The organism is Mycobacterium sp. E1386 (genome assembly GCF_001672745.1).
In the GTDB taxonomy this organism is placed as follows: Bacteria; Actinomycetota; Actinomycetes; order Mycobacteriales; family Mycobacteriaceae; genus Mycobacterium.
In genome coordinates, this window is record NZ_LZKH01000024.1 from 45,295 (window position 1) to 69,129 (window position 23,835).

Sequence of the window (23,835 nt, forward strand, 5' to 3'; positions counted from 1 at the left end):
AGCGTGAGCAGTTAGGTTTGTATCCATGGTCAACGAAGGGGGTGGATCGGCGTTCACCTGGCAGGGCCGGCGTGAGCTGGTGAGCCAGATTCATGAGCAGCTCGACGAGCTGGTCGAAGCCCGCGACCAGATGGAACAACTGGTGCGGGTCATCAGCGAAATCGGCTCTGACCTGGACCTGGACGTGACGTTGAACCGGATCGTCAAGGGGGCGATGGAGCTGACGGGCTGCCGTTACGCCGCCCTGGGTATCCGTGCTGCCGACGGCGCCCTGGCCACCTACGTCCGCGCGGGCATCGATGACGGCACGGCGCGGCGGCTCGGCGATCTGCCGGTGGGTGAGGGTCTGCGCCTCGAAGATGTAAGTGCGCATCCGCAGGCCGCCAAGCTGCAAGCCCACGATCCGCCATTGCGGGCGCTACTCGGACTGCCGATCACCGTGCGGGGCGCGGACTTTGGGAGCCTTTACCTCGCCGACGACCGCGCGGGCCGAGTGTTCTCCGATTCCCAGGCGGCCGCCGTGCGGGCGTTGGCGACGGCCGCGGCGGCAGCCATCGACAACGCGCGCCTGTTCGAGCGAGAACGCGAAACGGCCAGATGGACGAAGGCCAGCCGCGAGATCACCACCGCGCTCCTGTCCGGCGACCCCCAGACGGGGCCGTTGCAACTCATCGTGAACCGGGCGCTGGAGTTGGCCGGGGCCGAACAGGCGATCTTGCTGGTTCCCAAGGAGTCCGACCTGCCTGCCGACGACGTCGACACCCTGGTGGTGGCCGCGACGGCGGGCCGGTACTCCTCGGAGGTGATCGGTCGCCAGGTGCCGATGGACGGCTCCACTACGGGCGGTGTCGCGCGGCGCGGCCTACCGCTGATCACCGAATCCTTCCAATATCCGATCGAGGGATTCACCGACGTCGGTGAACGCTCGGCGATCGTCATGCCACTGATCGCGGACGGGGCGGTGCTGGGCGTCATCGCCGTGGCCCGCGACCCTCAGCAGTCGCCGTTCGGCAACGATTACCTCGAGCTCGTCAGCGACTTTGCCCGGCACGCGGCTATCGCCCTGGCGTTGGCGGCGGGTCGTGAACACGCGCTCAACCAGGAACTCGCCCAGGCTGACACCGTCGACGCCGCGGTGAACGCCGCCGCCGAGGAATTGCGCCGACTGTGGCGGGCCCGCCGCGTGCTGGCTGTCACCTTTCCGACGCTCGGTTCCACCGCGGGAACCGCTTTTGGCGCGCCGCAAGTCGTGTCGGTCGGCGAGCCAGCGCAGTGGGGCGACCTGCCATCCCACACCCAACAGATGCTCGGCGCGCTGCGCGACGGTGACTTGCTCACCGCGAGCACGGGGGAGGCCGGGACGGCCGGCATCGCGCTGCAGCACCCCGAGGGCGTGCTCGTCGTCTGGATCGATCTGGCCGAGCGGCGCGCGTTCACCCTCGAGGACCAGACCTTGCTCACGGTGCTGGCCGGCCGGCTCGGCCAGGGGCTGCAGCGGGTCCATCAGGTCGACCAGCAGCGGGAAACCGCCCTGGCGCTGCAACACGCGATCCTCGGCCCTGCCGATCTCCCGCACGGGTTCACGGTCCGCTATCAGGCCGCCAGCCGGCCCCTTCAGGTGGGCGGTGACTGGTACGACATCGTCGACCTGGACGACGGGCGCATCGCTATGGTCGTCGGCGACTGTGTGGGGCATGGCCTCGCCGCCGCCACCGTCATGGGTCAGGTGCGCAGCGCCTGCCGCGCGTTGCTGTTCGAAAACCCCAGCCCCGGCGCCGCTCTCTCCGGAATGGATCGCTTCGCCGCGCGGCTGCCAGGCGCCCAGTGCACCACCGCCGTCTGCGCGGTGCTCAACCCCGAGACCGGCGAGCTGATTTATTCCAGCGCCGGCCACCCGCCGCCCGTCCTGGTCCACGCGGACGGCACCACCCAGATCCTCGATGACGGTCACACCATCGCGCTGGGGGTACGAGCCGACTGGTCCCGCCCCGAGGCCAGGGTGACCATTCCGGCCCGCGCGACCCTGCTCCTCTACACAGACGGGCTGGTCGAACGCCGGCGCACCGCATTGGGGCAGGGGATCTCCCGCGCAGCGGGCCTGGTGCAGGACGGCCGTGCGTCCACTCTCGATGAATTGGCGAACGACATCATGCTCGGCCTGGCCCCCGACGGCGGCTACCAGGATGATGTTGTCCTTCTGCTCTATCGCCACCCCGCGCCGCTGGAGCTGACGTTCCCCGCCGACGTCAGCCACCTCGCCCCGGCCCGAACCGCGTTGCGCACCTGGTTGACGCGGACCCGGCTGGACCCGGAACAGGCGATGAACGTGCTCGTCGCCGCCGGGGAGGCCGTCGCCAACGCCATCGAGCACGGTCACCGCGACAAACCGGAAGGCACGATCAAGCTGGGCGCGACCGCACTGGTCGACCAGGTGCAGTTGACCATTACCGACACCGGCTCGTGGAAGGTTCCGCAACCGGCAAGTTATCCCCACCGGGGCCGGGGTATTGCTCTCATGCGAGGGCTCATGCAAGACGTCACCATCAGCCCCGACGCCGCCGGAACAACGGTTCACCTATCCGCGAGGATCACATGATGCCCACGTCGCTCACCCTCGACACCGCGCGCCGCGATGACGGGGAGCTGATGCTGGTCGCGGCGGGGGAGATAGATTTGAGCAACATCGACGCGTTCGTCCAGGCCCTTACCAGCGCGAGCGGAGAGTCCTCCGGCGGCGGTCCGCTCACTGTGGATCTCAGTGGCGTCGAGTACCTCGACAGCGCCGCCATCAGCGCTCTGTTCGCCCACGCCAACCACATCCACCTGATCGCACACCCGATCCTGATGCCGATCCTCACCATTAGCGGCCTCACCGAACTGGTTGCCGTCGACCCCGCGTCGCCGGCATCGGAAAACTGACCAAACGTCGGGGCCGTCAGGCGTTTTCGGCGATCCAAGTACTGGTGAAGCGCTGTAACGCGGGAATGCTCTTGGCCAGGTCCGCTTCCATCGACTTCTCGAATTTGCGGCCCACCAGCGGGATTTTGACCGCCACTTCCACGGCGAAGCGCAACCGGGCGCCGTCGCCCGCGGGCCCCATCCACGCTTCCGCACGGCCCGATCCAATACCGCCGGAGCTCACAACGCTGATTTGACCGCGGACTTCGCCGTCGACGACTGGTCGCCATGTCTCGCTGTGGACGATCTTCAGCTCGCCGGGGACGGCTTTGGCAATGAGCGTGGGCATCACCTGGCGAGCAACGTGCTGGGTGGCGCGAACTGTCACGGTGCCATCGGCGTCAACGACCAGGGAATCCAGCGTCGTGGGAGCGTTGCTGGCTTTCAGGCGGGCCAGCCAGTAGTCCTCGCGGCCGAACGTCGTATGGATCTGCTCAACGCTGGCGGGCGATTCGATCGAGATGTCGAAGGAACGCGACATGGCAACGATTCTTCCAAATCCTCATGTTTCGAACGTACGTGCGATGGTTATCCCTTGTCGCGGAGGTGAAGGACATGACAGACAACCGACAGTCGCCAGGCGAGAATCCCGAAAAGGAGACGTCCGAGTGGGTGACCGGCGACGAGCCGATGACCGGCCCGCAGCGCAGCTACGTGCACACCTTGGCCCAGGAAGCAGGACGCGACGTTCCCGACGATTTGACCAAGGCGCAAGCATCGGAGCTCATCGACGAACTGCAGCAACAAACCGGGCGGGGGAACTGACTAGCCGGCGGGTCGGCTGCCGACGGACGGGGTCGGGGGGCCGGTCGCCTTGCGTCGGAGGTCGCCGAACCTGACGCTAACACGCTGAAAGCCCTTGACCCGCTCGGCTTTTGCCTTCTTGGTGTAGGTCTTGCGGTCCGCCGGTGTAAGTTCCGCGTCATCGGTGAAGGGCGTGAGCAAGGCGCGCGGGTAAAGCCCTTCCACCAGAACGACATTGATCTCGGCGCAGATGACCAGCGTCGACGAGATCAGGAAAAGGAAGGCCAGCAATCCCAGCACCAATGCGAAGACACTGTTGGTGGCGCTGGCGGTCTTCACCGTGTGGCGAATATATCCTGCACCGCCCCATTGCAATATCTGCCAGATCACTGCTGCCGCAAGCGCTCCGGGCAGGACTTGGCGATAGCTGAGGTTTCGCGCGGTGGTCACGCGAAACGCCACCAGGCAGATCAGTGCGTTGATCATCACGGCGACCAGTGCGACGCCGATCTTTCCGAATACGCCCAGCGCCCCGGTGGCTTGGCCGGCGGCGGACAGGACGGTGGCGGCCAGGGCCGCCGAGCCAAGGACCAACAACAGCATCAAGCTGCGCAGGCGCGAGCGAATCGGGTCAGGACGCTTGTTCCTCGGGACGGCCCATACCGAGTCCATCGCGTTCTGCACCGCCTGGCCGACGCCCAGGCCGCCGTAGAGCGCGCCAAGTACGCCGACGACCACGGCGACGGTTCCCCCGCTGAGCCCGGCAGGCTCATGCAGCTGACTGCCGATGACGGGGAATTGGCTCAAGGTGCTGTGCAGCACCTGTTGCTGCAGGTCGGGGCGTCCGGCCAGGATGACGCCCAGGCCGGTCGTCAACAGCAGCAACAGCGGGAACAGCGACACGAACCCGTAGTAGGTGATCAGGGCGGACAGGTAACCGCCTTGATCGTCGAGATACTTGTAAATGACGCCGATCACCACACCCGCCGCGCGGTTTCGGCGTTGCAGCCTGTCCAGCCAGCCGACCATCTCGTGCTCACTTCGTTGCTACGGAAGCGGATACCCCCCCCGATGGGATGTCCCAGGTGATACCCCGATTTCGCTGCGACCAATCGTGGGTCGCTCGGTGGCCCCATACCCATGCCAGGATGGGGTGATGGTCGATGATGCGATGCAGTCGGAGCGCGAATTCAACGAGCGCAATATCGAGGAATTCCGCCGCAACGGGGGCAAGGTAGGTGGACAGTTCGAGGGCTTCCCGTTGCTGCTGTTGACCTCGACCGGTGCGCGCAGCGGTGCGCAGCGAGTGAACCCCATCGCCTATTTTGACGTCGACGGCAAGATTTATATCGTCGGATCCGCCGCGGGCCGGGACAGCAACCCGGCATGGGTGCACAACATTCGCGCCAACCCTCGGGTGACTGTGGAAATCGGCTCGCAGGCGCCCAAGCCGGCGACTGTGCGCGAATTACCCCGCGGCGAGCGCGATTCCGTCTATCGGATCGTCGTCGAGCGGGCTCCCGGGTTTCGCGAGTATCAAGAGCGCACCGACCGGGTCATTCCGGTCTTCGAACTGGTTCCCGAATAACAACACCGCCAACGGGTTGCGAGTCGCAAAATGAATGTTGGGCCGGGAGGAGACCGAGATGACACTCAAGCAGCTGGTACGGGTCTGGGCGTTCGGCGCGTTCGCTCTCGCATTGGCGATGTTGTCGGCGGTCACGACGCCGGCGATCGGCCGGGCCGACCCCAATTGCGCTGACGGGTTTGTGTGGAGCGTGGACTTGCATCAATGCGTGCCCTTTGTCCCCGCCGTGAACGGGCCGGGTGGGCCCGGTGGCCCCGGTGGCCCGGGCGGTCCCGGTGGCCCGGGCGGTCCCGGTGGGCCGGGCGGTCCCGGCGGCCCGGGCGGTCCCGGTCCGCGGTAGGGCTTGCTAGCCAGACGTCTTAATCCGCGGCGACCTGCCGCGAAATGCTCGGGAACTTATCGCCCCTCGCGGTCGTTATAGTGGCTAAGTATCGCTTCGCTCCGAGGGGACCAACGCATGCCACGCACAGACAACGACACTTGGGATTTGGCCACCAGCGTGGGCGCGACGGCCACGATGGTGGCCGCGGCCCGAGCGATCGCGACCAAGGCCGACAATCCGCTGATCGAGGACCGGTTCGCCGAACCGCTGGTTCGCGCCGTGGGCGTGGACTTCTTCACGCGATGGGTCGACGGCGACCTTGTTGCGGCCGACGTCGACGACCACGAATCCGGTTGGAAACTCGAGCACATGCCCCTGGCGATGGCCGCCCGGACACGCTTCTTCGACACCTTCTTTCACAACGCGGCCCAAGCCGGGATTTGTCAGGCGGTGATTCTGGCGTCCGGCCTCGACGCGCGCCTACCGGCTGTCGTGGCCCGCCGAGATGACGGTGTTCGAAATCGACCAGCCGGAGGTTATCGAGTTCAAGACCACCACCCTGGCGAAGCTGGGCGCCGCCCCGCAGGCGGACCTGCGCACGGTCGCCATTGATTTGCGACGTGACTGGCCGAAGGCGTTGGTGGACGCCGGCTTTGACAAGAGCCGCGCGACCGCATGGATCGCGGAAGGCCTCTTCGGGTACCTGCCGCCGGAGGCCCAGGACCGCTTGCTGGACAACATTTCCGCGCTGAGTGCCAATGGCAGCAGGCTGGCTGTCGAAGCCATCCCGCAGCGGCCCCAGCAGGACATCGAAGAAGCGCGGGAGATGATGCGCAGGGCCACCGCCAAATGGCGCGACCACGGCTTCGAGCTGGATTGGGAGGAGCTGGGTTTCGAGGGCGAGCGCAACGACGTCGCCGCCTACCTGAAGGACCTGGGGTGGGAAACGGTCGGTACCCAGATGAGTGAGCTGTTGGCCGACAGTGGGCTGGCGGCGATTCCCCAGACGAACGACTCGGTGTCCGTCGCCGACACCGTCTACTACAGCTCGGTGTTGAGCGAATGACGGCACCGAGTCGACGAGGACTCAACGACGCGGTAACGCGGCTCTGGAGTTTTTTGGCTCCGGCGTACGATCTGCCGTTCCTGCAGCAGTGGGTTTACCGTCCGCCGCATGATGAGGTGATTGCGCAGTTGCGCGCCCACCATGCCCGCAAGATCGCCGATATCGCCTGCGGCACGGGCATTCTCAGTGATCGGATCGCCCGCGAGCTGGAGCCGGACGAGATCTACGGTGTAGACATGTCCGACGGTATGCTCGCCCAGGCCCGCGCCAGAACCGACCGAGTGCAGTGGTTGCGCGGCCCGGCTGAGCAGCTGCCCTTCGACGATGGCGCGCTCGACGCCGTGGTGACCACGTCGGCGTTCCACTTCTTTGACCAGCCGGCGGCGCTGCGCGAATTCCACCGCGTGCTGGCGTCTGGCGGGTTGGTGGCCGTCGCGGCCCTGAGTACGCGGCAGCCGCGGCTGCAGGCATCGTCGGCGAATAGGTGGAAACCGCAACACAATGCGTCGCCGGCGGAAATGAAGTCGTTGTTCGAAGGCGCCGGTTTCGTCATCAGCGATCAGCACCGCATCCCGCGGCCTGCCTGGACCCGGATCATCTCCGATCTGATTACCGTCGGCACCAAGCGCTGAGCGGCCGTCAGGCGGCTAGCTTGCTCACCACGCGCGGAGCCGGTCGCGAGAAATGTTCGTAGTCACCGCAGTACACGACGCGCGAGGGTCGATAGCCGGGGACCGGCCGGTTGACGACGCATTGCCGAACGAAACGCTCCTGCGCGCGCGCAACCGTCCGTTCGATGAAGTCGGTGGCAATCCAACTGGCGCCGAATACCGCCGCCGAGATACCGAACTGAAGCGGTGAGCCGGCCGCAAGAGCGACCAATGCGCAGATTCCCGACGCCACGGCCACGACCAGCGTGGCGGCGTACAAGAGGGTCACGCGCGGATCTGTCGCCTGCCGCGAGATAGCGGGCTTGAAGTCAGGCGTGGTCATCGCGCCTCCTCTTCAGTCGATTACACAGGCCACGCAGCTGCGGAAACGCAACCGTGACCTCGATGTTTCGCTATCGAGACCCGTCAAACGAGGGCCATACGGCACCTATGGCATGGCGGACGGCCCCCGCCGAAAGGCCAAAAGTCCCGTCGGCTCGGGTCCCGAGACGATCCGTGCCGGCGGAGCTACCGACTGACAGCACAACGCCCGCCTCGCCAAGTGGCGAAGCGGGCGTTGTTACTACCGCTGTTTACAGCGGAATCCAGACCCCGAAGAACCAGAAGCCCCACTGATTGAACCCGGGGTCCCACACAGGAGTCTCCTGGTAGCCCCAGTAGTTGATCGGGCCGTATCCCCACTGCCCTCCGGGCGGGGGGAGCGGCCGGTCCCACGCGGGCCGCGGCGGCTCGCCGGGACCCCAGGGCGCCGGCCCATCGCCCCACGGGGCACCGCGGAAGTAGCCGCGCTGGGCGTCTCCGTGCCAGGGCCCGCCGGGATGATCGGGCCCACCGGGGCCGCCGGGGCCACCGGGATGATCCGGTCCACCGGGCCCACCGGGCCCACCGGGGCCGCCGGGGCCACCGGGGTCACCGGGGCCACCGGGTCCACCCGGAGGTCCGCCCGGGTGACCGGGGCCGCCTGGCCCACCCGGAGGTCCGCCTGGGCCCCCGGGTCCGCCCGGGTCACCGGGCGCGTTCGGCGGATGGATACCTCCGGGAGCCGGGCCACCATGATTGCCGGCCGGACCGGGTTGTGGCGCTCCCGGAGCGGCGTTGGCGACACCCGCACCCACACCGAACGCCGCGGCGCTCAGGGCGCCGGCGACGGTTATCCCCCCAAGTATTTGCTTGAATTTCATAGTCCTTCACCTGTCTAACTGCCAGTGAATCCTCGGAATCCCCCTTACACAGTTCGACCATAAATAGGTTCCCTATGCATCGGCTGTGCGTGGCCCAAGCAAAACTTCTGGGGCACCCCGACGTGCGCGTTGACGTAGCGAAAGGTGGACGGCACCCACGGGGAAACCGCGAAACATAAACCACGGCGGCCCGCAACGGCGTGTCGTCGCCGACGTTTATGTGTCGTGGATCGACGTGCGCCTGATACGGCGACCCGACGAGGCCGAGACGAGGCAGGGAGACCGCCCAGCCGCTTTGGAAAGGCTATGTTTCCTAGTCGAGCGGATCTTTGATGTATATCGTTGCGGCCGTGCCGAGTCCGTCGCATCCGCATCCGTCCGAACCGCATTCGGGTTCGGTGTCATCGAAATTGAATTGGCTGCGCGCAGGAGTCCTGGGCGCCAACGATGGAATCGTCTCGACTGCGGGCATCGTGGTGGGAGTCGCTGCCGCGACGGTGGAACGAGCTCCGGTATTGACCGCGGGCACCGCCGGACTTGTTGCCGGGGCCGTGTCGATGGCCCTGGGCGAGTACGTGTCGGTCAGCACCCAGCGCGACACCGAGAAGGCGCTGTTGCACAAGGAGCGCCAGGAACTGCGCGACGATCCGGCCGCCGAGCTGGACGAGCTTGCCGCCCTGTATGAGGCCAAGGGCCTGAACGCCGCCACCGCGCGCACCGTGGCCGAGGAACTTACCGACCACAATCCGCTCCTTGCCCACGCCGAAGTCGAACTCGGTATCAATCCTGAGGAGCTGACCAACCCGTGGCAGGCGGCGTCATCCTCGGCGCTGTCGTTCGCAGTCGGTGCCCTCCTGCCGTTGGTCGCGATCCTGGCGCCGCCCGCGATGTGGAGAATCCCGGTCACCGTGGCCGCGGTACTCGCCGCGCTGGTGCTCACGGGGGCGGTATCGGCCGGTTTGGGCGGGGCGCCCAAAGGCCGGGCCGTCCTCCGCAATGTCATCGGAGGCGGTCTCGCATTATCGATCACCTACGCAATCGGCCACTTGGTCGGTGCGGCGATCGCCTAAGGGCGCCAACACGCTTGCTCGGCTAGGGAATTGGCCTGCGGCCAGGTCGGCCGCGGGGGACTGGAACCCAAACAGTAATATCAACTGTTGCCATCCTCACACGGGGGATCCCAACTCTGGGCGGAGCGTCGCGCATTGACCGAAACGAATTTCGTGCCGGATGACGTTGATTCAGCGGAGCAGACGCCGTACTTCGTGCGCGATGAAACCCGTTTCGTACCAAATCCGATCGCGCGCGGTGGGTGGGGTCCCTCGCTCAGCGGGCACGTGGTCGGCGGACTGCTGGGCTGGGCCGTCGAACGCGCGGTCGACGACCCGCAACTGCAACCCGCCCGTCTGACCGTCGACCTACCCGCGCCGGCCGCGCTGGAACCCATCGAGGTGCGGACCACCGTGCACCACGATCGTCGGCGGCTGCGCCTCGTCGAGGCGGTCCTTTCCCAGCGAGGTGTCCCCGTCGCCCGCGGGAGCGCGCTGTTTCTGCGGCGCGGTCCTCAGCCCGAAGGCCACGTGTGGTCCCCGAACCTGCAGATGCCGCCGCTGCCAATCGAGGACGGCGCTCAGCCGTCGCTGTTCATGCGCACCTACGGCTGGGGCGCGGAACTGCAAAACCCCGACCCCGAATGGGCCGACACTTCCGGCCCGAAGTACACCTGGCTGTATGAGACACGCTGCCTCATCGACGGCGAACCCCTCAGTGCCTTCACCCGTGCGGCGATGGCGGCCGATATCACTGCCTCCCTTGCCAATTGGGGCACGAACGGTCTGCAATTCATCAACGCCGACTACACGCTTACGTTGAGCCGGCTGCCCGAAGGGCCCCACATCGGCATGGCCTCGCTGACGCATTACAGCCACGAGGGCGTGGCCACCGGGTCGGCCGTGCTCGTCGACCGCAAGGGGCCCATTGGCAGTGGCGTTTCGGTCGCGATAGCCCACTCGGGATTCCGCCCGATTCAGGTCAATCCGACGAACGAATGAGCACCGCAAGCGACGCCACTTACTGGGCCTTGATCGCCGACGCGGCACAGGCCCCGCCGCGGCCACTGCTCGCCGACGACAAGGGGCGCAGCCTGACCACCCGTGAGTTCCATGATGCCGCGTGCGCGACCGCCGCGGCGTTCACCGAACGTGGGATACGCGCGGGAACCGTCGTGTCCTGGCAACTGCCGACCACGCTCGAGACCCTGGTCGTCATGGCGGCACTGGCCCGGATCGGTGCGGTGCAAAATCCCATCATCCCGATACTGCGAGAGCACGAGGTCAGCTTCATCACTGAGCAGCTGTCCTCGGAATACCTTGTCGTGCCTGATATTTGGCGAGGATTCGATCACGGCGCGCTGGCGCGGAGTCTGGCCGCGACGCGAGGTTTCGAAGTCATCACCGTTGATTTGGCGACGCCGCCGGACGACGGCAAGCTTCGACTGCCCCGTGCGGCCACCGATGCGCTCGGGCCGCCGCCGGTTGCCGCCCACGACGCGCGCTGGGTCTATTACTCGTCGGGAACCACCGCGGCGCCCAAAGGGATCCGCCATACCGACGCATCGGTGATCGCCGGCGCAACCGGACTGGTCAGCGCGATCGGCATCACCAGCAGCGACGTCGATCCCATCGCCTTTCCCGTAGCGCACATCGGCGGGGCGGTGATGCTGGCCGCCGCGCTGCGAACCGGCATGCGGCTGGCGCTGTTTGAGGTATTCGACCCGGCGACCACACCGTTTTCCATCGCGGCGCACAACCCGACTTTTCTCGGCACGGCAACCCCGTTCTTCGTCGGTTTCCTCGATGCCCAACGAGCCCATGGTGATCAGCCGCTGTTCCCCTTCCTTCGCGGCTGCCTGGCCGGCGGCGCGCCCATCACGGCCGAGCTGGGCCGCCAAATTCGCGAGGCCTTCGGCCTGCCCGGCATCGCCAATGCCTGGGGGCTCACCGAATTCCCCGTCGCGGCCTCACCCTCGCTCACCGACGCATCCGAGTCGCTCGACCACACCGTCGGCAGGCCAACAGCGGGCGTCAGCGTCCGGGTGGTCGGTGGCGACGAGGCCGAACTGCCCGCCGGGCAGGAAGGTGAGCTGCGGCTCAAGGGACCCCAGTGCTTTCTCGGGTACGCGGACGCGACGCTCGACGCCGACGCGTTCGACGAGGACGGCTGGCTCCGCACCGGCGATCTCGGGCTGGTCGACCTGGACGGCAACGTCCGCGTGACCGGCCGCATCAAGGATGCGATCATCCGCAACGCGGAGAACGTGTCGGCCCTCGAAGTCGAGAATGTGCTGGCCACCCATCCCGCGGTCACCGATGTCGCCGTCATCGGGATCCCCGACCCGCGCACCGGTGAGCGCGTATGCGCGGTGGTGGTGCCGGCTTCGGCCGAGGACCTGTCGCTGGAATCACTGGTGCGGCATTGTCATTCGCGCGGGCTGAGCCGCTACAAACATCCCGAGCGCCTGGTCGTCGTTGATGCGCTGCCGCGCAATCAGTTCGGCAAGGTGATCAAAAAGCAGCTCCGAGAAGCGTTTGGATCAAACGACTACAGGCCCTTGGGCGCATCCCGGACGGACTGAACCGCCGATGCGTCGCCGTCGAACTCGACTCGCGCGGAGCGCCCGACCGCGAACAGCAGTAGCTCCTCTGGCGCACCGGTCACGGTGACCGCCGGACCGCGTCCCGCGGTGAGCAGTGTCTTGCCCTCGGGGGTGCGCAACGCGACCCGGCCCGGCACCTTGGCGAGCGTGACCCGGGCCATCAGCGGCAGGGTGCGTCGCAGCCTGGCGGCCAGGGCAGGCTCCAGCTCGCGGGGGGCCCAGCCCGGCTGGGCGCGACGCACATCCTCGTGGTGGATGAACATCTCGGCGACGTTGGCCACCGCGTCGAGCAGCTTGAACGGTGAGTACACCGGCGGGCCGGACGCGACCTTGTCCACCAGCTCGCTCCACTCGGTTTCGGCGGTCTGGTCCTGCACCTTCTCGGTGTGCGGGGCGAAGAAGGGGATGACGATGCCCGGAGCGGCGTCGGGGCGGTATTCGCGGATCACCAGGTGGGCGGCGAGGTCGCGGGTCGTCCACCCCTCGCAGAGGGTGGGTGCGTCGGGTCCGACGCCGCGCAGAGTGTCGACAAGGGCGGCTCGTTCGCGCTGGGCAACAGACATCTGCTCAGCGTAGGCCCGACGTGATCGCTACGGGCGAACCCCCGGACACTTGCGTCTCGCAGCTCGGTAAATTTGAAACGTCATGTCCTGGGAGAAATGTAGGGAATGTCGATGAACGCGCGTGTCGAGCAGTTGGAGTTTCAGGCGGAGGCCCGCCAGTTGCTGGACCTGATGGTCCACTCGGTGTACTCCAACAAGGATTCGTTTCTGCGGGAGCTGATCTCGAACGCCTCCGACGCACTGGACAAGCTGCGGCTGGAAGCCTTCCGGAACAAAGACCTCGACGTCGACACCTCCGACCTGCACATCGAGGTCGAGGTGGACAAGGACGCACGCACCCTGACCATCCGTGACAACGGGATCGGCATGACCCGCGACGAGGTGGTGGGGCTGATCGGCACCCTGGCGAAGTCCGGCACCGCCGAGCTGCGTCAGCAATTGAAGGAGGCCCAGAACGAGGCGGCCTCCGAGGAACTGATCGGTCAATTTGGCATCGGGTTCTATTCGAGCTTCATGGTCGCCGACAAGGTCGAGCTGCTCACCCGCAAGGCCGGCGAAAGCGAAGCCACCCGGTGGGAATCCAGCGGCGAGGGCACCTACACCATCGAGGCCGTCGAAAACGCCCCGCAGGGGACGTCGGTCACGCTGCACCTCAAGCCCGAAGACGCCGAGGACGAGCTGCACGACTACACCTCGGAATGGAAGATCCGCAGCCTGGTCAAGAAATACTCCGACTTCATCGCCTGGCCGATCCGCATGGAGGTCGAGCGACGGATCCAGGTTCCTGTCGAGGAAGACTCCGAAGAGACCCGTGAAGAGGTCGTCATCGACACCGAGACCCTCAACTCGATGAAGGCCCTCTGGGCGCGGCCGAAGGAAGAGGTCTCCGAGGAGGAATACAAGGAGTTCTACAAGCACATCGCGCACGCCTGGGATGACCCGCTCGAAATCATCGCGATGAAGGCCGAGGGCACCTTCGAATACCAGGCCCTGCTCTTCATCCCGTCCCACGCGCCGTTCGACCTGTTCAACCGCGACGCCCAGACCGGGATTCAGCTGTATGTCAAGCGGGTGTTCATCATGGGTGACTGCGACCAGCTCATGCCCGAATACCTGCGCTTCGTCAAGGGCGTCGTCGACGCACAGGACATGTCGCTCAACGTGTCACGCGAAATCCTGCAGCAAGATCGGCAGATCAAGGCGATTCGTCGGCGCCTCACCAAGAAGGTTCTCTCCACCATCAAAGAACTACAGTCCGAGCGACCGGACGACTACCGGACCTTCTGGACTCAATTCGGCAGAGTCGTCAAAGAGGGGCTGCTGTCGGACTTCGACAACCGGGAGACCCTGCTGCAGATATCCTCATTCGCCTCGACGCACAGCGAGGAGGAGGCCACCACCCTCGCCGAGTACGTGGAGCGCATGAAGGACGGCCAGGAGCAGATTTTCTTCGCTACGGGTGAGACGCGGCAACAGATCCTGAAGTCGCCGCACCTCGAGGCCTTCAAGGCCAAGGGTTACGAGGTCCTGCTGCTCACCGACCCGGTCGACGAAGTCTGGGTGGGGACCGTGACCGAGTTCGACGGCAAGCCGCTACAGTCGGTTGCCAAGGGCGAGGTGGACCTCAGCTCCGAAGGCGACGAGAGCGAGGCCGAGCGCGAGGAGCAGCAGAAGGAATTCGCCGACCTGCTGACCTGGATGAAGGAGACGTTGAGCGAACACGTCAAGGAGGTACGGCTTTCCAGCCGCCTGACGGACTCGCCGGCCTGCCTGATCACCGACCCTTTCGGCATCACGCCCGCCCTCGCCCGGCTCTACCGTGCGTCCGGTCAGGACATTCCCGTCGGCAAGCGAATCCTCGAACTGAACCCCAACCATCCACTGGTCACCGGCCTGCGCGAGGCGCAGAAGAAGGCCGACGGAGATGCCGCACTGGCCGAGGTTGCCGAGACTGCCGAATTGCTCTATGGCACAGCGCTTCTCGCCGAGGGCGGCGCGCTCGACGATCCGGCCAGGTTCGCCGAGTTGCTCGCCGACCGCTTGACCCGCACCGTGTAGTCGGGGATTTGCCAGATCTCCGGGAACACTGTTCGCCGTCGGCTTTGTCGGCAAATGGCCGATTAGCTCGATTGAAAAGCCGCTGGCAGGGATAATCACGTCCCATGGCTGAATTTCGCGTCGTCGACCCACGCGGGCGGGTTGTCGCGACGAAGGATTTCGCCGACGCGGAGTCCGCGCACGCGTGGTTCATTCGTTCGATTGGCGGCAGTACCGAACTTGGCTGGCGCATGGAGGTCAACGACGACGGGCAGTGGGCTCACTTCGACGACACCCAAGGCTTTACCGCTCCGGTAAGCCACCGTCCCCCGAAGCGCTGAGCACGCGGGCGTCAGCCGGGCCCGATGACGAAGCAGCGGCCGCCGACGCTGCTGAGCAAGACCTCTTGCACCGCGGACGCCGCCACGCTCGTGAATCCGAACCGATGCACTTGTTGATCGGCGGCGATGTCGGCGTCCTGGGATTCGGTGGTGCCATCCTTCTTCCGCACCAACGCAGTGATCTTGGCCGGCTGGGACGGGTCCTTCGGGTCACGGAAGTACCACACCTCGATCCCGGCGCCTGAGGAATCGGCACGCCACCCGTCGGCGTAGTAACACGCCGGATTCCCCTCGGCATCCGGAGGCGGTGGCGGGCATATCGATAAACCCACGCACGCCGGCGTGCTGGTGGTCGCGGGAGAGCCGACTGAGCTCGGTGCCTTCGAACTCGGAGGCGCCGACAACTTCGTCGCGCTCGAACTGGACGCGTTGGGCGGTGCGGCGTGCTGCGACCCGCACGCCATGAGACCGGCACAGGCCACCGCGATGACGGCGAGCCACCGCACCGTGGACACGGACATCGAGCGCCGCAGCCTCAGTGGCAGACTTCGCACGCGATGCCGTCGCCGTCACGATCGAGCGGCGCCCGGTATCCCGGCTGTCCCGCGTAGATCGGGGCGGCGCCGGCGGCGCACGCCGCTTTGCAGTTCGGGTAGTAAACGCTGCCGCCCGTCGTCGGTGAAGTCGTTGTCGTGGTTGTCGTCGTCGGCGGGGTGGCCAGGGCCGGGGGAGCCAGGGCAATTCCCACTGCGATTGCTCCAGCGATGACCAATCCACGAAGCATGTTCGAAAGCCTCCTATTAGCGAAACGGCGGTGGTTGCTGTTGCCTACAGAGCTAACACTGTGAACCGGCCGCCCAGCAAGAGGCGAATATCGCCGGCGCGGTTGTCCCGCGGCCCAACCAGCGCCCGGCCCCACGTAGGCTCCGAGGAATGCACGTCGACGCGATGACGGTCCCGCAGCCGCTACACCAGATCGGCGACCTGGCCCGGCGAACGCAATCCGGCGGATTCTCCGGCTTGCTGTTCACCGAGACGGGGCGCACGGCCTACCTCAACGCCGCCGTGGCGTCGCAGGCCGCTCCGGGTCTCGAGCTGTCCACGGGCGTAGCGGTGGCCTTCCCGCGCAGCCCCTTCGTCACGGCGGCCACGGCGTGGGAGCTTCAGGAAGCGACCGGCGGAAACTTCCGGCTGGGCCTGGGCACCCAGGTGCGCACGCACGTCGTCCGGCGCTACGGCGTGGCGTTCGAGCGGCCCGGCCCCCGGCTGCGCGACTACTTGTTCGCCGTCAAGGCGTGCTTCGCGGCGTTTCGATCCGGGACGCTCGAGCACCACGGCGACTTCTATGACCTCGACTTCATCACCCCGCAATGGAGCCCGGGTCCCATCGAGGCGCCCGATCCGAAAGTCGATATCGCAGCGGTCAATCCGTGGATGCTGCGGATGGCGGGCGAAGTGGCCGACGGGGTGCACGTGCACCCACTCGGCGAGCCGGGCTACATCGCCCGTCACGTGCTGCCGAACATCGCCGACGGGGCGGCCAAGGCGGGACGCTCGCCGTCGGACCTCGCGGTGATCGTTCCGGTGATGACCATCGTCGGCGACGGCGACGAGGAGCTCCACAAGCAACGCGAACTGGTGCGGGCCAGCATGGCCTTCTACGGCAGCACACCGAATTACGCGTTCATCTGGGACCAGGCCGGGTTCGAGGGCACGACCGCCCGGATTCGGGAAAAGCAGAAGGCCGGGGACATCGCTGGCATGGCGGCCCAGGTCAGCGACGACCACATCGCGGTCTTTGCCACCGAGTCGACGTGGGACGGGCTGGCCGACGCGCTGAGGGAGAAATATGCCGGAAAGGCCACGCGGCTCGTGCTTTACAACGCCGTGGGCGATCCCGAGCGTTTCGAGCGGTACGGCGAGGTGGCCCGCCGAATTCGGCAAGCCGTCAGTGACTGAGCTGTATTGCTTTGACCACCAATAGCAATGCGCCGAGGATCAGATAACCGCGCAGCGCGATCATGCCCAGACGGGTGCCCGGTGACCAGGTGACCGGCTCCAGCAGGGCCAACGGTGGCATGCGCCAGGTGTTGCGATCCACTCCCCGTGCCGGAAGTGGCGCCGGGGGCGCTGCGGGTTGCCGGCGAGCCATCCAGCGCAACGCCGGCACGGCCGCCGCCGCGAGGACGATCAGGACCAGGGTTAGATAGCCGGCGACCGCGACGACATCGAGTTTGGGGAACAGGGTGGTGGCCATCAGGATTCCGGACAGCAAGAGCAGCGTGCCCACAATCAACCCGGCGACCCCGTTGAGCCAGGGGCGATTGACCCACGGCCCCAACACTTCCCGATCATTGCACAGCAGCAGCAGGAAGACGCTGGCACTGGGCAGCAGTAGCCCGGCGAGGGCCTGAACGGCGGTGGTGATCAGGCCGAGCGGAGCGCCCGGGATGAGGACGATGGCGGCGGCCAACACCACCATGGCGGTGTAGGAGAGGTAAAACTGCTTGGCATCGGCGAATCCGCGGTGCAGCGAGTGCTTCAGGCCGAACACGTCACCGAAGGCGTAACTGGTGGCCAGGGTCACCGCGGCGGCGCCGATGATCGAGGCGTCCATCAGCACGATCGCAAAGATCCAGCCGAGCGTCCCCCGATGTTCCCCGAGTAGGTGTGCGGTGGCACCGGCATCGGTGAAACCACCGATGGTGTTGGTGGAACGTGCCGCCCATTCGCCGGTCATCACCAGCGCCGCCGCACCGATGACGACGACGAAGGCGCCCAGCACGGTATCGGCGCGTTCGTAGCCGATGAAGCGCGGGGTGATGCGCTTGTCGACGACGTTGGACTGCTGGAAAAACAGCTGCCAGGGCGCCACGGTGGTGCCGACGATGGCGATGATGAGCAGCACCGCGTCCGAGCTGACGCCACCCGAAATGCGGGGTATCACGAAGGATTTCGCCGCCTCGCCCCACTGGGGGTGGGACATCAGCAGCATCGGGATCTGCAGCAGGGTGACGGCGATGAAGACGAACATGGCGCGCTCCCAGCGCCGGAAGCTTCCGCTCGCCATGATCGCGACCAGCGCCACCGCGGAGACCGGCACCACCACGTATTTGGAGACACCGATGTACTGGGCGGCCAGGCTGATGCCGATGAACTCGGTGACGATCGTCAAGAAGTTCAGCAAGAACAGGTCGCCCACCGAGAACCAACCCCAGCCGCGGCCGAAGCGCTCGTTGATCAACCGCGCGTGTCCGACGCCCGTGACCGCCCCGAGCCGGACCACCATTTCCTGGTTGACGATCAGCACGGGTATCAACAGCAGCAGCACCCACAGCAGGGAGTAGCCGTAGTTCTGCCCGGCCTGCGCGTAGGTGGCTACGCCGCCGGCGTCGTTGTCGCCGACCATCACGATGATCCCCGGACCGACGATCGCCAGCAGGGTCAGCAACCGTGTCTTCCAGGTGCGTGCGTGCTCGGTTTCGCCGACGCTGATCCGTCCGAACGCGCCCTCGATATCACCCAGGTGCGCGGTGTCGAGCACCGCGCTCGGTGCCGTCTCTTCGCGACCGGCCGTCACGGCGTGTTACCTCCCGGCACACGCGCGTTGGGGGCATCGGAGGGAGCGAGCTCGCGGATGGGGCGCGGCGCGGGCTCGCGCCGACGCCAGTCTTCGGGGATGGTCGCCTCGAGCACGTCGTCGACGGTGACCACCCCGAGCACACGGTCCTGTTCGTCCACCACCGGGATGGAGTACAGGTTGAAGTCGGCCATCAACAGCGCGACATCGGTCAGGTCCGCGTCGGCGGTGACCCGCACCGGGTCCGAATCCATCAGCCGCTCAAGGGTTTCACCGGGCTGGGCCTGCAACAGCGTGATCACCGAGACCACCCCGTCGAGCCGTCCGTCCGCGTCGAGAACATGCACCTTGATGAGCGCCTCCGGCTGTATGGTGCTGGCGGTCGCGATCAGCTCCAACGCCTCGGCCGCCGTCGTGGTCGCGGCGCACGATACGAAGTCGACGTTCATCAGGCCGCCGGCGCTTTCGGGATTGAAGCCCATCAAGGTGATGACCTTGGTGCGCTGCGGGCCCGGCATCAGGTCCAGCACGCGGCGGCGCCGCGACTGGCGCAGGTCGGCGATCGCGTCGGCCGCGTCGTCGGCCCGCATCCGGCCCAGCAGCGCGGCGACCTCGTTGTCGGGCATGCCGTCGAGGAGTCGGCTGGCCTTCTCCGGCTCCAGTTCTTCGAACACGTCGGCTTCCAGTTCGGGGTCGCTGCGCACCCGGTCGAGGATCTCGCCGCCCTCGGCCTTGTCCGCCTCCTCCAGAAGATCGGCGATCTCGGCGGCTTTGAACTCACCGAACCGATCCGACAGGCGCCGCACGGCGTCGGAGCGAGCGTCGCCGATCAGCGGTTCGAACGCCTTCCAATCGCGGGCCGCGTGCCCACCGGACGGCTTGATCAGCCCGAACAGCCGCGGTGGCCGTCGAGTGTCCACGCGCGTCAGCATCCATGCGCCGCCGATATCTTCCAGCTCCACGTCGTAGGCGCGAATCAGCTCCACGTTGGCCACGTCGATCAACCGGTGGCCCAACACGTCGGCGCGCAACAGCACCTCGCCGTTGCGGCGCTCGAAGCCGCGAAGGTCAACCTTGTTCTTGGTCAACAGGACTCGGTCCGCGGTGTATTCATCGATGGACTTGTCGCCGATGAACACGCGCCGACCGCCGACCCCCGCAACGATCCCGGTCACCAGTGGATACTCGTCGGCGCCCCGCAGCCGGACGATCACGTCCTCGACCCGGCCGACGGTTTCCCCGGCGCGGGCGATCACCGGCGCGCGCAGCAACTGCGACAGGTGAATCACCGGTCGCTCCCCGCTGCGTTCGGCCGCCCTCTCCGATCCGCTCATTCGTTCCTCCTCGACACTCCGCGACCGACCCTTCGAGCAGGCTGCACGAAACCGGGTCGCGACATCGTGTGCAGCTACGGCTTACCGCCAGGATCGGTGGTGGCGCAAGTGTCGTCGCTGACCGGCCGCAAGATCGTACGCCGGGGGCGTGAACACTAGCTACTGCAGGCAGGTGAACGGGCGGCGACCAAAGGCGTTCGGCCGGCGCGCAGACCGGTGCTTCGCCTATTGCTTGTCGATCTTCGCCGCGATCTGGTTGGCGATTTGGACACCGAGATCACCGACGTCCCTGCGACAAGCGTCGACGTCGATGACGACGTTGCTGCGCACCGTCAGTGCCCGCTGGCAGGGCATGGTCACGTTCCCGCTGCTTCCGTTGATGGTCACCGTCACGGGAGCGCTGAGAACTCCGTTGGCGTTGGAGACCTGCCCCACCTTCCACTGCAATTCGGGTTGGCCGCCTTCGGCGGGAACGGTGTCCTGACGGTCGGCGCAGGCCGGCCAGCGCTGAGACGAAGCGGTGTAAAAGGCTGTCGCCTGATCCGGCGAAGGAAACAACACCACGAACTGGTCTACGTCCGGCCTTTCCATCTCGGTCGCACCTGCCGGTGCGGGCGCGACGTCGTGATAGCCGTAAACCGCGCTGTTCCCGCTGTCGGCATAAACGGCTGCCAGGGCCGCGCGGATGGCGTAGTTGCATTCGGCGGGAACTGTGTAATCGCTGCGCTTGACGGGGTCTTCCGCCAGAGCGGTTTTCGGCGGGTCGCTATACGTACCCGTGACGCCGAGCGCGGTGTCCAGCTCGTTCGGGCTGAGCATCAGGTTGGCCAGCTGATCTTTCGTCAGTGGGCCTTTCGGCGAAGCCGTGGTGGCCGTGGTGGATGGCGAGGCGGTGCCGCCACCACTGTGGCCGCAACCGGAGAGCAGGATTCCGGCAGCGGCAACGGCGACCGCGGTTTTCAGCTGGCGCATGTCGAGGGCCCTTCCTGCCTGAGCCCCCGCTCAAGCATTTCGCGCACCCCCGGCGCGTCGCATATTGACAACTTATTGGTGGACGAAGCGTACGACGACAGCCTTCCGCCGCGAGGACATTCGGAGTCAAGGGATATGTTCGATGCGTGTCCGCAGTCAACTTCACATCGGTAGCGCCGATCGTCCCGGTCCTGAACCTGGACGCCGCCCTGGATCGCTATCGACGACTCGGCTTCGACGCGCGCGCATACGAAGGTCCTGCTCGCTATGGGTTCGCTGACCGCGGATCGGTGTCGATTCACCTCACCGAATGGGACGAGCACGACCCACTGCGCACGGCCGCCAGCGTGTACTTCTACGTCAGTGACGCCGACGCCCTCTACGCGGAGTGGGCGGCACTGAAAGATCTCGGCGGCCGCCTGATCCCACCGCAGGACACGGACTACGGTCTGCGCGAATTCGCCTACGTCGATCCGGACGGTACGGCGCACCGAGTCGGCTCGCGCATCGGATCAGGCTGATACCGCGGGCTTTTCGTCGGCTGGCGGGGCGCCGGTGGCCTGGCTGTGGGCCAGGGCCACCGTGGCCGCCGCCATCACCGCGACCGACAGGCCCAGTGCCACCAGGCCGACGTCGTTGGTTCGCAGCGTCTCGCCCAGCACGGTGACACCGAGCACCGATCCGACGACGGGCTCGGCGACGGTGACCGCCGGAAGCGATGCGGTGAGCGGGCCGGCCCGAAAGGCCGATTGTTCCCAGGCCGTGGCCGCGATCGCCACCACCACCCACACGTACAGCTCGGGTAAGCGCAGTAACGCCGGGATGCCGTGGTCGAGTTGGTCGACAACGCCCTTGGTCAACACCGAGAACAATCCCCACAGCGAGCCGGACATGAGGCCCAGCAACAACGCGCCGACCGCGCCCGGAAATATGCGCGCGCCGATGACACACAGGATCAGGGCCGGGCCCATGACCAACGCCACGATGGTCCACGTCTGCACCGACCCGCGCGGCGTTCCCTCCTGCGGGTCGCCGACGGTTACCACCACCGCCACCGCGGCCGCCAGTAATACGGCCCAAATCCCTTGAGGCACGCTGATTCTCCGGTGGTTCACCCGAGCGCTGATGAGCAACGCGAACAGCAACGACGTCACCAAAATTGCCTGCACGAGCACCACCGAACCCAGTCCCAGGGCGGCGGCCTGAAAGCCGAACCCCGCGCCGGCCACCAAGCTGCCGGTCCACCATTGGCGATCGCGAAGCAGCCGGCGGAACAGCGCAAAGGTGCCGACCGGCTTATCGGTGACCTGCTGGGCGGATCGCTGCTGGATGACGTCTCCGATACCAACCATCAGGGCGGCGGCGACCGCGAGAAGCGCTGCGATATCTGTCTTGCCCACGCGGACCTCCTGTGTAACCGGCGCTGCGAGCCTAGACTTCTGGACGGTACGCGGCCGACGGTAGCGGAAATTTTTCCTGCTAGGACATTAGGAGGCTGCCGCATGACCAGCCGGCGACTGTGGCGTGTGCTCGTGGTGCTGCCCGCCATCGCGGCAGCTGTCTTCGCAGTCCTCTATCTGCTCTTGCTCGGCTGGGGAATGCTGATGCGAATCCAACGTGTCAGCGACTGGACGCGCCAACTGACCAAGCGCGGGAATCCCTATCTACGCACCGTCGCCGGAACCCGACTGGGAATGTTGTACTTCAACCTGAGCGCACTGCGGCACGTCGGCCGGCGCAGCGGACGAACGTATGTGACGCCGTTGAGCGCCTATCCGCTCGGAGATGGCTTCGTGCTGGCGGCGGCGTACCCCCATGTCGACTGGTTGGAGAATGTGCTGGACGCCGGCAAATGCCGGTTGACATGGAACGGCGGCCAGTACGCGCTCGAAAGGCCCGAACTGATCCCGCGTGCGGAAGCGATAAGGGCCTACCCACGCCTGGTGCGGCCTTTCCTGGCAGGCGCCGCGGGACAGAACAAGTTTGTGTGGCTGCATCGCGCTGAGGCGTTGGACGCACCGCGGCCGCGCAGTGATTCGAAGCTGTCTTCTGGCAAGGATATACACGCAATGGACGACACGACATCCACGATCGGCGGGATGGCTACCGAGGCGCTCGATCTCCTCATCGAGGCCGTCGACCGCATTTCATCGGACGGCTGGGACCAGCCATCCAACCTCGAGGGCTGGAGCCTGCGCGAGCTGGTTGGTCACGCCACCGGCAGCGCAGCGAAAGTCGTGACGCTCGTGGAGAACGGCGAGATCTGGGGAGGCCCCTCACAGCCGTCGGATTGGATATGCGACAAGCCGGCGGCGCGGCTTCGTGAGCTGGCGACGCGACTACGAGACGCGCTGCCAGGCGCCGACTTCGACGGGATGCGGACATCGCCGGAAGGCGAGGTTTCGTTGCATCGGGCGCTGACCTACCCCGTCTCGGACTTGGGCATGCACGCCTGGGACATCCATCGCTCACAAGGGCGGCTGATCGAGCTGCCCGAGGACCTGCTGGCGCTGAGCCGCGCGCTGGTGGAGTCGGTGCCGGAGCAGATGTTGCGGCGGCCGGGTGGCTTCGGTCCGGCCCAGGCCGCACCGGCGGATTCGACGCCGACGGCCCGGCTCATGGCTTTCCTCGGGCGCTCAGTCGACGCCGTGGCGTGACTGCGCTTGCGGCACAACGTGGTTGGTCTAAGCACGTCGGCCGCATCGGTCACAGGGGCCACACCAGTCACCGCGCCGGGAGCCGCACAAATTGCCCGCCTCTCAGCGACACTGTGCGCGTGTCGCGGCTCCACGTTCCGTCGCCCGATGTTGTCGCTCGGAGGCC

General features: G+C 66.5%; 25 protein-coding genes and 1 pseudogene. 15 read left to right on the forward strand and 11 right to left on the reverse strand.

Annotated elements, in window-relative coordinates; all coding sequences use genetic code 11:
* The first annotated feature begins 25 nt into the window (after positions 1–25).
* Both A5709_RS02705 and A5709_RS02710 read left to right on the forward strand, forming a co-directional pair.
* On the forward strand, positions 26–2,596 hold the full coding sequence (locus tag A5709_RS02705; RefSeq protein WP_068117802.1) for a SpoIIE family protein phosphatase: 2,571 nt from the start codon (positions 26–28) through the stop codon (positions 2,594–2,596).
* Positions 2,596–2,919, forward strand: coding sequence for an STAS domain-containing protein (locus A5709_RS02710; RefSeq protein WP_067947999.1), 324 nt, complete (start codon positions 2,596–2,598; stop codon positions 2,917–2,919). Before A5709_RS02705 ends, A5709_RS02710 begins: the two co-directional genes overlap by 1 nt.
* A gap of 16 nt (positions 2,920–2,935) precedes the next feature.
* Here the strand turns inward: A5709_RS02710 and A5709_RS02715 are convergent, their stop codons facing one another.
* Positions 2,936–3,439, reverse strand: a complete 504-nt coding sequence (locus tag A5709_RS02715) for a DUF2505 domain-containing protein (RefSeq protein ID WP_068010637.1) — start codon at positions 3,437–3,439, stop codon at positions 2,936–2,938.
* Positions 3,440–3,513: 74 nt separating this feature from the next.
* On the opposite strand from A5709_RS02715, the gene A5709_RS02720 reads away from it, so the two are divergent.
* The gene (locus A5709_RS02720) at positions 3,514–3,723 is read left to right on the forward strand and encodes a DUF3072 domain-containing protein (protein WP_067947997.1); all 210 of its coding nucleotides are present in this window, start codon (positions 3,514–3,516) and stop codon (positions 3,721–3,723) included.
* On the opposite strand, the gene A5709_RS02725 is transcribed toward A5709_RS02720, so the two are convergent.
* Entirely contained in the window at positions 3,724–4,731 is a 1,008-nt protein-coding gene (locus A5709_RS02725) for a YihY/virulence factor BrkB family protein (RefSeq protein ID WP_068117805.1), read from the reverse strand.
* A 127-nt stretch (positions 4,732–4,858) separates the two neighbouring features.
* Here A5709_RS02725 and A5709_RS02730 point away from each other — a divergent pair, with 127 nt between their 5' ends.
* From A5709_RS02730 to A5709_RS02745, 4 genes and pseudogenes are all read left to right on the forward strand, one after another.
* The gene (locus A5709_RS02730; protein ID WP_068117808.1) at positions 4,859–5,290 is read left to right on the forward strand and encodes a nitroreductase family deazaflavin-dependent oxidoreductase; all 432 of its coding nucleotides are present in this window, start codon (positions 4,859–4,861) and stop codon (positions 5,288–5,290) included.
* A 58-nt stretch (positions 5,291–5,348) separates the two neighbouring features.
* Entirely contained in the window at positions 5,349–5,630 is a 282-nt protein-coding gene (locus A5709_RS28660) for a hypothetical protein (RefSeq protein ID WP_231986854.1), read from the forward strand.
* A 117-nt stretch (positions 5,631–5,747) separates the two neighbouring features.
* Positions 5,748–6,678, forward strand: a pseudogene (locus A5709_RS02740) (SAM-dependent methyltransferase).
* Positions 6,675–7,310 (forward strand): class I SAM-dependent methyltransferase, encoded by a 636-nt coding sequence (locus A5709_RS02745; protein WP_068117814.1) that lies wholly within the window; start codon positions 6,675–6,677, stop codon positions 7,308–7,310. Before A5709_RS02740 ends, A5709_RS02745 begins: the two are co-directional and overlap by 4 nt.
* 7 nt (positions 7,311–7,317) lie before the next feature.
* On the opposite strand, the gene A5709_RS02750 is transcribed toward A5709_RS02745, so the two are convergent.
* Positions 7,318–7,671, reverse strand: coding sequence for a hypothetical protein (locus A5709_RS02750; protein WP_068117817.1), 354 nt, complete (start codon positions 7,669–7,671; stop codon positions 7,318–7,320).
* Positions 7,672–7,921: 250 nt separating this feature from the next.
* On the reverse strand, positions 7,922–8,530 hold the full coding sequence (locus A5709_RS28320) for a chitin-binding protein (protein WP_197520061.1): 609 nt from the start codon (positions 8,528–8,530) through the stop codon (positions 7,922–7,924).
* A gap of 332 nt (positions 8,531–8,862) precedes the next feature.
* Between A5709_RS28320 and A5709_RS02760 the strand changes: the two genes are divergently transcribed.
* From A5709_RS02760 to A5709_RS02770, 3 genes are all read left to right on the forward strand, one after another.
* Positions 8,863–9,600, forward strand: coding sequence for a VIT family protein (locus tag A5709_RS02760; RefSeq protein WP_067947965.1), 738 nt, complete (start codon positions 8,863–8,865; stop codon positions 9,598–9,600).
* A 135-nt stretch (positions 9,601–9,735) separates the two neighbouring features.
* Positions 9,736–10,581 (forward strand): acyl-CoA thioesterase domain-containing protein, encoded by an 846-nt coding sequence (locus A5709_RS02765; RefSeq protein ID WP_067947963.1) that lies wholly within the window; start codon positions 9,736–9,738, stop codon positions 10,579–10,581.
* On the forward strand, positions 10,578–12,164 hold the full coding sequence (locus A5709_RS02770) for a class I adenylate-forming enzyme family protein (RefSeq protein WP_068010652.1): 1,587 nt from the start codon (positions 10,578–10,580) through the stop codon (positions 12,162–12,164). The genes A5709_RS02765 and A5709_RS02770 overlap by 4 nt, the downstream gene beginning before the upstream one ends.
* On the opposite strand, the gene A5709_RS02775 is transcribed toward A5709_RS02770, so the two are convergent.
* Positions 12,131–12,748: a TIGR03085 family metal-binding protein gene (locus tag A5709_RS02775; RefSeq protein ID WP_068117821.1), complete on the reverse strand. Its 618-nt coding sequence runs from the start codon at positions 12,746–12,748 to the stop codon at positions 12,131–12,133. The genes A5709_RS02770 and A5709_RS02775 overlap by 34 nt on opposite strands.
* A gap of 111 nt (positions 12,749–12,859) precedes the next feature.
* On the opposite strand from A5709_RS02775, the gene htpG reads away from it, so the two are divergent.
* The gene (htpG, locus tag A5709_RS02780) at positions 12,860–14,806 is read left to right on the forward strand and encodes a molecular chaperone HtpG (RefSeq protein ID WP_068117837.1); all 1,947 of its coding nucleotides are present in this window, start codon (positions 12,860–12,862) and stop codon (positions 14,804–14,806) included.
* 104 nt (positions 14,807–14,910) lie between these two features.
* On the forward strand, positions 14,911–15,126 hold the full coding sequence (locus A5709_RS02785) for a hypothetical protein (protein ID WP_067947957.1): 216 nt from the start codon (positions 14,911–14,913) through the stop codon (positions 15,124–15,126).
* 11 nt (positions 15,127–15,137) lie between these two features.
* On the opposite strand, the gene A5709_RS02790 is transcribed toward A5709_RS02785, so the two are convergent.
* Together A5709_RS02790 and A5709_RS29190 are read right to left on the reverse strand one after the other, a co-directional pair.
* Positions 15,138–15,647 carry a hypothetical protein gene (locus tag A5709_RS02790; RefSeq protein WP_231986856.1) on the reverse strand — a complete coding sequence of 170 codons (510 nt, stop codon included), beginning with the start codon at positions 15,645–15,647 and terminating at the stop codon, positions 15,138–15,140.
* A 14-nt stretch (positions 15,648–15,661) separates the two neighbouring features.
* Entirely contained in the window at positions 15,662–15,910 is a 249-nt protein-coding gene (locus tag A5709_RS29190) for an excalibur calcium-binding domain-containing protein (RefSeq protein ID WP_369806106.1), read from the reverse strand.
* 149 nt (positions 15,911–16,059) lie between these two features.
* Here A5709_RS29190 and A5709_RS02800 point away from each other — a divergent pair, with 149 nt between their 5' ends.
* On the forward strand, positions 16,060–17,085 hold the full coding sequence (locus tag A5709_RS02800) for a TIGR03617 family F420-dependent LLM class oxidoreductase (RefSeq protein WP_067947953.1): 1,026 nt from the start codon (positions 16,060–16,062) through the stop codon (positions 17,083–17,085).
* Here the strand turns inward: A5709_RS02800 and A5709_RS02805 are convergent.
* From A5709_RS02805 to A5709_RS02815, 3 genes are all read right to left on the reverse strand, one after another.
* The gene (locus A5709_RS02805; protein WP_067947951.1) at positions 17,075–18,706 is read right to left on the reverse strand and encodes an Nramp family divalent metal transporter; all 1,632 of its coding nucleotides are present in this window, start codon (positions 18,704–18,706) and stop codon (positions 17,075–17,077) included. The genes A5709_RS02800 and A5709_RS02805 overlap by 11 nt on opposite strands.
* Positions 18,703–20,040: a magnesium transporter MgtE N-terminal domain-containing protein gene (locus A5709_RS02810; RefSeq protein WP_067947950.1), complete on the reverse strand. Its 1,338-nt coding sequence runs from the start codon at positions 20,038–20,040 to the stop codon at positions 18,703–18,705. Before A5709_RS02810 ends, A5709_RS02805 begins: the two co-directional genes overlap by 4 nt.
* A gap of 225 nt (positions 20,041–20,265) precedes the next feature.
* Positions 20,266–21,012, reverse strand: a complete 747-nt coding sequence (locus tag A5709_RS02815; protein ID WP_067947948.1) for a sensor domain-containing protein — start codon at positions 21,010–21,012, stop codon at positions 20,266–20,268.
* Between the two features lie 146 nt (positions 21,013–21,158).
* On the opposite strand from A5709_RS02815, the gene A5709_RS02820 reads away from it, so the two are divergent.
* Positions 21,159–21,533 carry a VOC family protein gene (locus tag A5709_RS02820; protein WP_067947947.1) on the forward strand — a complete coding sequence of 125 codons (375 nt, stop codon included), beginning with the start codon at positions 21,159–21,161 and terminating at the stop codon, positions 21,531–21,533.
* On the opposite strand, the gene A5709_RS02825 is transcribed toward A5709_RS02820, so the two are convergent.
* Positions 21,525–22,412 carry a DMT family transporter gene (locus tag A5709_RS02825; RefSeq protein WP_068117826.1) on the reverse strand — a complete coding sequence of 296 codons (888 nt, stop codon included), beginning with the start codon at positions 22,410–22,412 and terminating at the stop codon, positions 21,525–21,527. The genes A5709_RS02820 and A5709_RS02825 overlap by 9 nt on opposite strands.
* Before the next feature lie 102 nt (positions 22,413–22,514).
* Between A5709_RS02825 and A5709_RS28665 the strand changes: the two genes are divergently transcribed.
* Complete coding sequence (locus A5709_RS28665) at positions 22,515–23,669, forward strand: TIGR03086 family metal-binding protein (RefSeq protein ID WP_231986858.1); 1,155 nt, start codon at positions 22,515–22,517, stop codon at positions 23,667–23,669.
* The last annotated feature ends 166 nt before the right edge of the window (positions 23,670–23,835 follow it).